Here is an 11,555-nt window from a genome sequence, read left to right as displayed (position 1 = left end):
GCCAAATCGTACCTACAGGCTATTTTATTCTCTCCTTACACGCCCGTTTTGGGAGAGTTACGATAGGAGTGCTCTAATACGATATTAGGCTACGACCCGAGTTCGGGGCGTAGCCTATTATCATATTGGTATCACACCTTAGGAGAATGTTGCACGAAGTGCCATTCTCGCCGATTTGCAAGCAAATCGGCTGAGACGTTGCACGGTGGTGAAATGCAAGGCACTGAGACTGAGGCTGACGGGAGCGTACTCACGTACGTGACCGAAGCCGAATGTCGAAAGTAATGCAGTAGTTCGCCACCGTGCAACAGTCTCCTTAGAGTATTATCTTCAGTCCAGAATAGAACGACCGAGGAGTAGTAGGACCATGAATGTATCCGCTATCTCTATTGCCTGTAACATCATAATCCTTTTGGAATGAATTGAGCATATTGTGCATCCCGAGGTATAGCTGGATTATTGAGGTATTGAATACTTTGATATCGTAGCTTACCTTGGCACCTAGATCAAAGTAGTTGGGCGATACCTCTAGTCTATCCCATCGAGGTGCTTTCTTAAGCTCTGTAGTATTGGGCCTGAGCCCATTCTTTACCATATGTATGTCATTTACCTCTGCCATCTGCCCTACAGTAACTACGTGTGGCACATACATCTTCCCCGTGTAGTTGAGCGATAGGGATAGGGTGAGAGGGGTTACAGGATTGTATCTTGCCGTCAGATAACCATAGATATTTGGCGTCTTAAGCATCTGCTTAGAGGTCATTGCTACTTCACCCTCTTCCATATTGAATCCAGCAAGCGTGCTTGGACCATGATCTACTAATGTATTTACCTCTTTCGGCTCATTTGCATCTTCCTTAGCGAGGAGTGATCTATTGCCCCATTCTTGTGGCGCATCCCATAAACTGCGAGCTAGAGTTAGTCCTCCTTGTACGTTAAGTTTGTTCCAGTGTGCCTTAGCTTCGAGATTAATACCATATACCTGTGCGCCCGAACCGTTTACCCTGTCGAATACCTGGAACCCTAACTTCGGCGCATCCGTACGCTCTCTATTAGTAAATGCGCCTACTAACTTGGTATAAAATCCTTCGATAAGGAAGTTGGTTTGTACCGCACCTATAGTGAAGTACATATCTGTACTCAGGCTGAAGCTGTGGCTTTCCTCTGGTTTGAGGTTAGGGGAATTGTAGACTCTTTGAGCCTCTCCTCCTACGACGCCCACATGGAGATCCTCATCGAAGACTTGTGGAGCTCTAAATCCCTTAGCATAGCTAGCTCTGATATTAAAATATTCGGAAGGGTTGTAGCGTACTGTGGCTCTCGGGCTGATGATTGGCCTTATTCCCCCTTTACTACTCTTGATTGCGCTGTGTTCGTCCATTCGCATGCCGAGTAGGATTGTCCAGTAATCATTGCCCCATTCGGCCTGTGCTATCTGACTCGCATTGTGAATGCGCTGATCAATAGGAGGGTTGAGCGAATTACCTTTTGTATCTTTCTCCCATGCTCGGATAGGCATGATATCGTAAAGGCTATCGTATACGTATTCCACTCCTGCTAGGAACTTGATAGGCGCTATAGGCGCTGTATCCCATTCGTAGCTATATTGCAAGCCTCCTTGGAATGTCTTTCCCGTGGTATTTCCAAAGTTGGTTCCAAACTCTTTCTTAGGGATAAATCCAAGTTTCCCCACATTAGCATCCCCAATGCCTCCGTAGTAGCTGGTTCGTTTCACTACTTGCCCCGAAGCAAATACTTGCAGACGATGCAAGAGGTTAAGAGAGTTGTGGTCATACTTCAGGTTGCCACTATAGATGGTGTGGTCTGTCTGTTCGGCAACAGCTGCCACGTGTACCGGTAGGTCAAGTCTGTCTCCACCTCTGCGGTACTCTTGCAGCGTATGCAACTCACTTGTAATCCTATCGAACTCTGATAGCCTAATGAAGCCATGAGCACCAACTGATCGTCCTCTAATCATTCCTACCTCGCTAAAACCGTCGCCATTGGCATCCCAAGCGCCTCTGTCGCGAGCTTGACCAAATACAGTCCCTCCTATTCGTCCATCAGATCCGACAATGGAAGCATTGAACCCTACTGTATTGTCTGGTGTTGTCATACCAGTCATCGTGAGGTTCTCGTAGGCTTCAAATCTATTAGATACCGGCTCTTGTGTGATAATATTGATGACACCGGCAATAGCGCTCGAGCCGTAAAGGGCAGAACCTCCTCCTCTCACGATCTCTACTCTCTCTATCATATTTGCAGGGATCTGCTCCAGTCCGTAAACTCCAGCTAGAGCACTGAAGATAGGCCTACTATCTATTAGGATTTGAGAAAACCTCCCATCAAGCCCATTGATACGCACTTGATTGAAGCCACAGTTCTGACAATTGTTCTCTACTCTAATACCTGGTTGGAATGATAGCCCCTGAGCGAGGTTGGTAGCATTGTTTGTCTCAAATGCTTTGTTGTCTATCACGCTGACGAGCGTAGGTGCATACTTCCTAAGTGTTTGTTGGCGATTAGCCGAGATAACTACTTCATGGAGATTAAAGACATCCTCCTCTAGCGCTATATTTATCTCTATTGTCTTGTGCTCCACTACCGTAATCGTCTGCGTTGTCTTTTGGTAGCCCACACCAGATACTTCTATCGTGTAGCTTCCTGGCTTCAGATTTCGGAGGTAGAAGTGCCCCGATGTGTCTGTGGTCGTCCCATAGGCTGAACCTTTGATGCGGACTACAACCCCAATTAAATGCTCCCCTGTAGCCTTGTCTATCACGTGTCCTACAATGTTGGCATCTGTAACTTGCGCTTCGACCCTCTGCGATGGAAGTGTTGCAGCAAAGGAGGGGACCATCACGCCCCCTCCTATTGTAAATAGCATAACCATCGCAATCGCTCTTTGGCTTAACTTCATAAATGTTTTGAATATGTTGTAATTTGTGACTTGATTGCGATAGCAAAGATACAAGCTATTGACTTCTCCTACCATCCCCAATTATCGGTAAATATTACGGCTCAATTACCTACTATTGGGGAGAAGAGGGGGTGTATAGCAAAAGGAGATAGATGAACATTCATCTATCTCCTTTCCGTGACCTGGGAGGGGCTCGAACCCTCGACCCATTGATTAAGAGTCAATTGCTCTACCAACTGAGCTACCAAGTCATTCTTTCGTTGCTCGCGGGGTTACTTCCTCGTTTGCGAATGCAAAGGTAATACAATATTTTTATCCGACCAAATAATTGGGCAATTATTTTATCACCTTGTCGGGATTATTCCGAATATAGTCCCGCCACGACTTCTCTTTCTTCCCGCTCTGGATGCGGAGTGCCTCGAGATGATGGGTCATAGCTACCGCCACGGCATCGGAGGCATCATTTTTTTTCATCATAGCCGATTCAGGTATTTTTAGCATGTATTGAAGCATCGCCGCCACTTGACCTTTGCTTGCGCTACCCCGTCCCGTAATCATCTTCTTTATTGTACTTGGCGCGTACTCCGATACCGAAATGCCAGACCGCATTGCCGCCACCATTGCTGCTCCTTGGGCACGACCAAGCTTCAGTGTCGTCTGTATATTCTTTCCCATGAAGGGTGATTCTAACGCCATATCAGTAGGAGCATATCGCTCTATCAGCGCTTCCACAGCTTCTTGAATCTTTTGTAGTCGCAAGTAATGCGATTGGTATCTATCTAGCCGCAATAGCCCCATCGCCTCTAGTGTAGGCTTTCCACCTATCACCCCGAGGATGCCATACCCCATAACAATGGTGCCAGGGTCTATGCCTATGATTACTTGATCTGCCATATAGGCAAAGTTACCGATAAATAAGAGAATATTGTGCTACCTTTGTGAATAGAATAATGTATACATAATAAGGATTGTTATAAATCTTATGAACTCAAGAAATCTCACATCCCTGCTCTCTTTTGTGGTGCTGCTTGCCGCCCTCTTTGCCGGCTATAAGTTATGGACGGTCACGGAGACACCATCGCAACAAAGGTATGCGGTAATCGTATCGGTAGATGGATTCCGTGCAGAATATTTAGATCGTGCTTCTACTCCAGCGCTCGATGCGATGGCATCGGAGGGCGTGCGTGCAGTACTCTCACCTATGTATCCTAGCAATACTTTCCCGAATCATTACAGCATGGCCACCGGGCTACATCCCCAAAATCATGGCTTAGTCAATAATAGTTTTTGGGACGAGGAGCTACAGGACTACTACAAGGTAGGTGACCTAGAGCGGGTGCACAATCCCAATTTCTATCTAGGCGAACCTATTTGGAATACTGCCGAAAAGCAAGGAGTGAAGGCTGGATCGTACTTCTGGGTAGGCTCAGAAACTCCGATCCAAGGGATGCGCCCAAGTTATTGGAAGGTCTTCAATGCGGGAGAGCCCTTTGTCGCTCGTGCCGATTCGGTAATCGCTTGGCTCAAAAAGCCTGAGGCAGAGCGTCCTCACCTGATTACATGGTACCTAGAGGAGCCTGATGCTTGTGGGCATCACAATGGTACTCAAAGCCAAGAGGTGCTAGATATGGTAGCTCGTGTGGATAGCGTAATTGGCTACTTCAGGAGCAAGCTCGCCCAGCTGCCGATTGCCGATCAAGTAGACTTTATCGTGGTCTCAGATCATGGAATGGTAGATTATGACCCCAATAAAGTCGTCAATCTCATGGACTATCTCCCCCGTGATAGCTTTTCTTTTGTGGTCGAGGGGGCACCGGCTCTGCTCTATGCTAAAAACTCGGAGTATGTAGATGTCGCTCTAGAGAAGTTGAAGTCTGTCCCTCATATCACTGCTTACCGTACAGCAGAGGTGTCCGAGCGATTTCACTTCAATAAGGGGAAGCGCCTTGGAGATATCGTGATCATGCCAGATTTGGGTGCCAGTGTATTTTTTAGCGAAGCACCAAAGCTGAGCAAAGTTGCTGGTCATGGCTTCGACAATCAGTTACCTGAGATGCAAGCGATTTTCTTTGCCGTGGGCGACTCCTTTGCTAAGGGCAGAGAGGTAGGGAGGGTGCCCAATATTACCATCTATCCGCTCTTGTGCCGTCTGCTAGGGCTTACGCCTGCTCCTAATGACGCTTCCGAGACCGACGTTGACAAACTCCTTGGTAAGTAGCTTGGTGAGAAGTACTAACTGGAACTAATAAGCGCCACTTTACAGTTGCCATAGGGATGTAAAGTGGCGCTTAATAGATTTAATGGCTTATTTTTCTTCGCGGTATGAAACATCGATGAGTTTGGCTTTCATCTCTGTGGAGGGCGTGAAGCGAATCTTAAGCCCTTCGATATTTCGATGCGTGAATTCCTCTAGGTTTTCGGTAGAGGAGCTACGGATATCTAGTGAAAAAGTACCGAGACCCTCAAGGTGAACGCTTTTGCCTAATAGCATCTCCTTCAGCATTTCGGAAGAGATAGCTTCCAGCAACCCTAGTACATCGGCTCGGGTGAAAGAGGTCTTTTCGCTAATCTGCCCAGCCAATTGTCTCGTGGTAGTCTTGCCATGTTTGACCATGTTGGCAGAGTACACCACCTTCTTCCCACTCTTATTAGGAATCTGCGTCTTACGCTCTACTACTTTGAATTTTACTTGTGCCATATTTGCTTGATATTGATTGGTTAATTCTACTCACTAGCAAAGATAAATTTATTCCTAGAGATAAACAAATTTATTCCTAGAAATAAATATTTTTATTTGTACAGATAAATATATTTTTTCCTAGGAATAAATTTCCCTACTTCCGCGAGCCAAAACGGGTGCTTGCGCTAGGCGCGTTTGGGGCTCGCACAACCTTATATGAGGTCATAATAGGTGGTGCGAGCCCCTCATGTATCTATTGAAGATGATCGTCTATATATAAAGTCCAAAAGGACAGTATAATAGGTGTGCGTTGTTTGCGTTTAATAGTCGAAGGCACTACCGCCTAGGAACTCTCGGAGGAGGGAGTTGAGCGGCGTGGACTCGAAGGGGAGCGACTCGAAGAGGTTGAGGAACTCTAGCAATCGGCTAGCAGTAGGATAGGCTGGACTCGTCTCTTGTACCTCGTTGAGGGCTTCTACGGCTTGGCTCTTGAGGGCTGCAAGTTCGTAGAGCATGCCACTATTAAACATTATGTCGGCATTCTCCTGGTAAGGGAAAATCCACTTCTCCTCCCCTCTGCGTACATCCGTCCAGCGCATGATGGTTTCCTCGGCAGAGGTGCCACGGAATTTCATATCGCGCACCATGCGTCGAATCAATCTGTTGTCACTTGTAGAGATCCAGTTGTGGCTATCTATAGAGAGCGGAGTGAGTGCAGAGACATAGATGCGGTAGATGGCTTCGTCTGGAATCCCTTGCAGGAGCTCAGGGTTGAGTGCGTGTATCCCCTCCATTATAAGTATGCCATGGTTTTCCAGTTTCATCTGGCTACCGCTGCGGTACTCTCGTTCGCCCTTCACGAAATTATAGGTAGGTATCTGTACTTCTTCTCCTGCCATAAGTAGCTCTATATCGCTTCGGAGCTTGGGGAGATCGATGGCGTAGAGGCTCTCGTAGTCGTAGTTGCCAAACTCGTCTAAGGGCGTATCTACTCGATTGATATAATAATCGTCGAGCGAGATGGCATAGGGCCATATGAGATTGGCGATTAGCTGTGTAGAGAGACGCTTAGCAGTTGTTGTTTTGCCTGAGGAGGAAGGTCCGGAGAGGAGCACTACTCGGAGACCTTGGTCGTATCGAGAGGCAATCTCGGAGGCGATAGAGGCTATCTCTTTTTCCTGGAGGGCTTCGGAGAGGGTAATGATTTGATTGGAGCGCCCTTCTCGGATAGCTTGGTTGAGCGGTGCTACATCCTCTACCCCTATGAGCTTGAGTAGGGCGAGGTGATCTTTGAATACTCCGAATTGCTTAGGCTGTCGTACCCTGTCGTAGAGCTGCTCTGGATCTCGGTGATTGGGCATGCGTAGTAGGAAGCCATCCCGTTGTTTATCGAGACCGAAGTCCCATATCATCCCAGTGGAAGGGAGTAGAGGTTCAAATGTGTAATCTCGGTAACCGTCCATCTCTACAAGGCGTACGTAGTGCTCTCCCTTGTGGGTCAGGAGATCTGCTGTGGTATGCCTGCCTTGTTGTTGGAAGTATTCTATGGCATCATTACTCCTTATATATGTAGTGTCGATTGGGAGGTCGGCGCTAATGATCTCGCGCATACGGCGTGATAGTTGCTCTAGCATCTCGGTGGTAGGATGTGTCTCGCGGCTCCCGATAATGCCATAATACCCATTGGATAGCGCATGCTCAATCACCACCGGAGGGAATCCCAAATCAGCAGCTGCTTTGTATAAAATGAATGCAACCGTACTGGTGTAGGTGCGGCGCCCATTGGGCGTCTCGTATCCTACGAAAGAGAGCTGACATGGACGGTGAAGCGGATGAGAGAGAGGGGTAGGTTTGTTATTGACCAATGCGAGCATGGGTAATCCCTTGGGGCTGCCCTCAAGGGTGCCGACATGCTCTTGGAAGATATCGAATGGCGTGATACCAATAGGGTAATAGAGGTCTACTTCACTGCCTTCTAGTCTGATATTTATTTCTTTTGTAGTATACATTAATCAATTATTTAATTATTTGAATATTATTGCTATATTTGCAAAGATACAGATTTGGTAATAAACCATTGTGCTTGTTGGTGTATATGCGAAGAGGAGAAAAAGCCATTGAGAGGGGGATTATGCTTGTGGCGCCTGTGTTGCTGTGTTCATGTGGAAGCGTGAAGACGGAAGATGGAGCGCCTAAGCGATACAATATTTTGATCATAGAAGCTGATGACCATACGCAGCAGATGCTCAGTGCCTATGATAGTAGGTATGTGCAAACACCTAATATGGATAGGATAGCTGAGGGTGGGGTACGGTTCGATAATAGTTTTGTGGCGAATAGTATCTCTGGACCGAGTCGAGCCTGTCTCCTAACGGGTAAGCATAGTCATGCCAATGGCTTTACGAGTAACGAGCGAAGTAGTTTTGATGGTCGCCAGCAAACGTTCCCTAAGCTCCTACAGAAAGCAGGCTACCAGACGGCTATCATAGGCAAGTGGCACCTGCATACCTTGCCAACAGGATTTGATTACTGGGAGATACTGCCTGGTCAGGGAGAGTGCTACAACCCCACCTTTATCAATATGCAAAATGATACGGTGCGCTTCGAAGTGTGGAGGAATTGGAGCAGAATATAGATCTTGCGCCTACTATTCTAGACCTAGCCGGTGTGGAGGTACCAAGCGATATGCATGGGCGTTCTCTCTTGCCTTTGCTTAAGGGCGCAGAGCAATTGGGGGGCGTGACGCTCTTTACTACCATTACTATGAGTATCCAGCTGAGCACATGGCGATGAGACACTATGGGGTGAGGACGGATAGGTGCAAGCTGATGCACTTCTATCATGATAGGGATTTCTGGGAGCTGTATGACCTAGAAAAAGGATCCGCATGAGCTGGTCAATGAGTATGACAACCCTGAGTATGCTAGGGTAAACGGGGAACTAATGACTCAGCTAATCAAGCTTCAGACACAGTATGGCGATACTACGGCACTTCGACTCAATGCTAAGAGACTGGAGGAGTAATATTATATATTAATGAATAAAATAGATCAACAACTTATGATGAAAAGAATTGTGCTCTTGATGTCTGTATTGGCTCTAGTGCTAAGTGCTTGTGGAACCACTGCAACACTAGAGAAGGGGGCAGCGGCAGTCCCCGAGGTGATTATGACGAAAGTGCCAGTGCGCCCTGAGGGACAGCATCACATGGTAAACTTTGCAGCACCGAAGATGGATAAGGTGCGTATCGGTGTGATAGGGCTCGGTATGCGTGGCCCTGGTGCAGTGGAGCGTTTTTGCTTTATCCCTGGTGCTGAAGTAGTGGCGCTTTGTGATATTCACCAAGACCGGGTGGAGAAGTCCAATAAGATTCTAGAGAAGAATGGCAAGCCTAAGGCAGCGGAGTATTTCGGAAGTGAGGACGCTTGGAAGCAACTTGTGGAGCGTGATGATCTTGACCTTATATATATTGTGACAGACTGGCGCAACCATGTGCCTATGGCTCTCTATGCTATGGAGCAGGGTAAGCATGTGGCTGTTGAAGTACCTGCAGCACATTCTCTGGAGGATATTTGGGCGCTTATCAATACGGCTGAGCGTACACAGAAGCACTGTATGATGCTGGAGAACTGTGTGTATGACTTCTATGAGCTTACGATACTTAATATGGTCCAGAAGGGCTTGCTAGGTGAGATTGTCTATGCTGAGGGAGGATACATCCATCAGTTGGAGGAATTCTGGAATTATTATGAGGGTGACTGGCGCATGACTTTCAATAAGCAAGTGAGCGGCGATGTGTATGCGACACATGGGATGGGACCAGCAGCGCAGGTGATGAATCTGCACCGCGGTGATAAGATGAACTATCTCGTCTCTATGGATGCCGCGCCTGTGAGCATCCCAGAGTGGCTGAAGAAAAACCGTAATGAGGTGGTGACCGACTTTCAAAACGGACAGCACACGCTCACCCTTATTCGTACCGAGAAGGGGAAAACGATTGAGATGCACCACGATGTGGCTACTCCACGCCCTTATAGCCGACAATACAATGTGGCAGGGACAAAAGGGTATGCCTCTAAGTACCCTATGCCTCTTCTTGCACTTAAGTCAGAGTCTATTGATAATGGTGTGGCACCAGATCATGAGAATCTAAATTCGCACTCTTGGTTGCCCAAAGAGGTGCAGGAGAAGTTGCTAGTGCAGAATAAGCATCGTATTCATACGGAGCTAGAGGGGAAGGCGAAGCAGGTAGGAGGTCACGGAGGCATGGACTTTATAATGGATTACCGCCTTATCTACTGTCTAATCAATGGGCTGCCTCTAGATATGGACGTGTATGATATGGCAGAGTGGAGCTGTATTTCTCCATTGTCTAGACTTTCTATTGAGCATAACTCCGCGCCTGTAGCAGTGCCAGACTTCACAAGAGGGTATTGGAATCTAGTCGATGGTTATCACCATGCTTTCGTAGACTGATTTACCGTCTTCTAGAGCCTATTTATACATGTACTGATAGGTTTTCTTTGGCTTAAAGTCGGTAAAAGAATAAAAAAATGACTGGATAGTGTGGTTTTTCAATAGTTATTGCTATCTTTGTCGCATAAAGTCTGAGAATGGCTGATGTGTCGATATGATATAAAGGCTAGTTTTCGGGTCTCTGGTACTATTTAGTATTTGAGATAAGATTGATGTTGAATAATAATAATTAATTGATTGTACAATTAGAGAGTTTTTTTATGAAGACAAAGTTTATCGCACTTGCTCTTGCAGGTGTATTCGCACTAAGCGCTTCTGCACAGGAGGTTAAGACTTCTTCAAATTTCGCAGATCAGCCAGCTAAGAATGTAGCTTTCCTACCTAATAGCGGCAACTGGTTCATCACTCTTCAGGGTGGTGTAGACTACGCTTTCGGTTGGGGTCTATTCAAGAGCACTCCTAAGACTGATGCTAAGTTCATGGATCGTATGAACTACACTGCAGGTCTAGGTATTGGTAAGTGGCACAACCCTTACTTCGGTACTCGTCTGATGATTGACTGGAATTGGCTAACTAATCCATACCAGGCTCCTGTTAACAAGAAGTATCCTAAGTATCACGCTCTTAACCCTCACTTCGACTTCCTATTTGATGTTACTAACTACTTCGCTCCTTACAAGGCAGACCGTGTATTCCACTTTGTGCCATGGATCGGTGTTGGTTACCAGGCAATGATGGGTAGTGGCAAGTTCGACTTCAAGAACATTGACAACATGGTTACTGCTAATGCTGGTATCAATTTGGACTTCCAGATTGCTCCTGCTGTTACATTCACCATCGCTCCTTCTGTTGCTGCATTCCCACAGAATGACAACATCGCTGCAAACGCACAGCTCCGCGCTGGTCTTACTTTCAACATCAACCCGGGCTTCGAGGCTGTTGAGCCAATGGATTACGCTCTTGTTAATAGCCTACAGAGCGAGATCAACTCACTACGTAGCCAGAATGCTGAGCTTAGCAAGCGTCCAGTACGCTGCCCAGAGTGCCCAGAGGTTGCTGCTGTAGCTACTCAGGTTAAGAGCGAGAACGTAGTATTCTTCCGTATTGGTAGCGCTAAGGTTGACCGCAACCAGATGATCAATATCTTCAATACTGCTGAGTTTGTTAAGGCTAACAATGCTCCTGTAGTAGTTGTAGGTTATGCTGATGCACAGACTGGTACTTCAGAGTTCAACATGAAGCTCTCTGAGAAGCGTGCACGTGAGGTTGCTCGTATCCTAACTGACGAGTACGGTGTATCTTCTGATCAGATCACTATCGACTACAAGGGTGACGGTGTTCAGCCATATGCTGAGAACGCTTGGAACCGTGTAGTTATCATGACTGCAGAGAAGTAATCCAATCGGATACTAAATCAGACAGGAGGTCGTAGGCTTAGGTCTACGACCTCCTTTTTTATATGTCTATATCGCAATAATA

General features: G+C 46.8%; 7 protein-coding genes, 1 tRNA gene and 1 pseudogene. 4 read left to right on the top strand and 5 right to left on the bottom strand.

What is annotated here, in order from left to right:
• Window positions 1–316: 316 nt before the first annotated feature.
• The 3 genes from IX315_RS08850 to ruvC form a co-directional block, all read right to left on the bottom strand.
• The gene (locus tag IX315_RS08850) at window positions 317–2,920 is read right to left on the bottom strand and encodes a TonB-dependent receptor (protein WP_167620587.1); all 2,604 of its coding nucleotides are present in this window, start codon (window positions 2,918–2,920) and stop codon (window positions 317–319) included.
• Window positions 2,921–3,098: 178 nt separating this feature from the next.
• Window positions 3,099–3,171: transfer RNA gene (locus IX315_RS08845), tRNA-Lys, on the bottom strand.
• Between the two features lie 85 nt (window positions 3,172–3,256).
• A complete protein-coding gene (gene ruvC / locus IX315_RS08840; RefSeq protein WP_018359386.1) occupies window positions 3,257–3,814 on the bottom strand; it encodes a crossover junction endodeoxyribonuclease RuvC in 558 nt (185 codons plus the stop codon).
• Between the two features lie 88 nt (window positions 3,815–3,902).
• On the opposite strand from ruvC, the gene IX315_RS08835 reads away from it, so the two are divergent.
• Window positions 3,903–5,138: an alkaline phosphatase family protein gene (locus IX315_RS08835; RefSeq protein ID WP_211837378.1), complete on the top strand. Its 1,236-nt coding sequence runs from the start codon at window positions 3,903–3,905 to the stop codon at window positions 5,136–5,138.
• Between the two features lie 87 nt (window positions 5,139–5,225).
• Here the strand turns inward: IX315_RS08835 and IX315_RS08830 are convergent, their stop codons facing one another.
• A complete protein-coding gene (locus IX315_RS08830; protein WP_018359388.1) occupies window positions 5,226–5,618 on the bottom strand; it encodes an HU family DNA-binding protein in 393 nt (130 codons plus the stop codon).
• Between the two features lie 302 nt (window positions 5,619–5,920).
• Window positions 5,921–7,609 carry a nucleoside kinase gene (locus tag IX315_RS08825; protein WP_134849008.1) on the bottom strand — a complete coding sequence of 563 codons (1,689 nt, stop codon included), beginning with the start codon at window positions 7,607–7,609 and terminating at the stop codon, window positions 5,921–5,923.
• 86 nt (window positions 7,610–7,695) lie between these two features.
• Between IX315_RS08825 and IX315_RS08820 the strand changes: the two are divergent.
• The 3 genes and pseudogenes from IX315_RS08820 to IX315_RS08810 all read left to right on the top strand — a co-directional run bounded on the left by IX315_RS08820 (window position 7,696) and on the right by IX315_RS08810 (window position 11,473).
• Window positions 7,696–8,624 (top strand): annotated as a pseudogene (locus IX315_RS08820) (sulfatase/phosphatase domain-containing protein).
• A 36-nt stretch (window positions 8,625–8,660) separates the two neighbouring features.
• Window positions 8,661–10,076, top strand: coding sequence for a Gfo/Idh/MocA family protein (locus IX315_RS08815; RefSeq protein ID WP_211837377.1), 1,416 nt, complete (start codon window positions 8,661–8,663; stop codon window positions 10,074–10,076).
• Window positions 10,077–10,336: 260 nt separating this feature from the next.
• Window positions 10,337–11,473: an OmpA family protein gene (locus IX315_RS08810; protein ID WP_211638772.1), complete on the top strand. Its 1,137-nt coding sequence runs from the start codon at window positions 10,337–10,339 to the stop codon at window positions 11,471–11,473.
• The last annotated feature ends 82 nt before the right edge of the window (window positions 11,474–11,555 follow it).

The sequence above is a fragment of the Porphyromonas levii genome (assembly GCF_018206105.1).
GTDB classification, from domain to species: Bacteria; Bacteroidota; Bacteroidia; order Bacteroidales; family Porphyromonadaceae; genus Porphyromonas_A; species Porphyromonas_A levii.
Note: the sequence above shows the minus strand (reverse complement) of the source record. Positions and strands in the feature narration are given on the sequence as shown.

What these genes read in the sequence shown, in the direction of transcription:
- IX315_RS08850 (WP_167620587.1), bottom strand. Translation starts at nt 2,920, where the DNA reads ATGAAGTTAAGCCAAAGAGCGATTGCGATGGTTATGCTATTTACAATA.
- ruvC (WP_018359386.1), bottom strand. Translation starts at nt 3,814, where the DNA reads ATGGCAGATCAAGTAATCATAGGCATAGACCCTGGCACCATTGTTATG.
- IX315_RS08835 (WP_211837378.1), top strand. Translation starts at nt 3,903, where the DNA reads ATGAACTCAAGAAATCTCACATCCCTGCTCTCTTTTGTGGTGCTGCTT.
- IX315_RS08830 (WP_018359388.1), bottom strand. Translation starts at nt 5,618, where the DNA reads ATGGCACAAGTAAAATTCAAAGTAGTAGAGCGTAAGACGCAGATTCCT.
- IX315_RS08825 (WP_134849008.1), bottom strand. Translation starts at nt 7,609, where the DNA reads ATGTATACTACAAAAGAAATAAATATCAGACTAGAAGGCAGTGAAGTA.
- IX315_RS08815 (WP_211837377.1), top strand. Translation starts at nt 8,661, where the DNA reads ATGATGAAAAGAATTGTGCTCTTGATGTCTGTATTGGCTCTAGTGCTA.
- IX315_RS08810 (WP_211638772.1), top strand. Translation starts at nt 10,337, where the DNA reads ATGAAGACAAAGTTTATCGCACTTGCTCTTGCAGGTGTATTCGCACTA.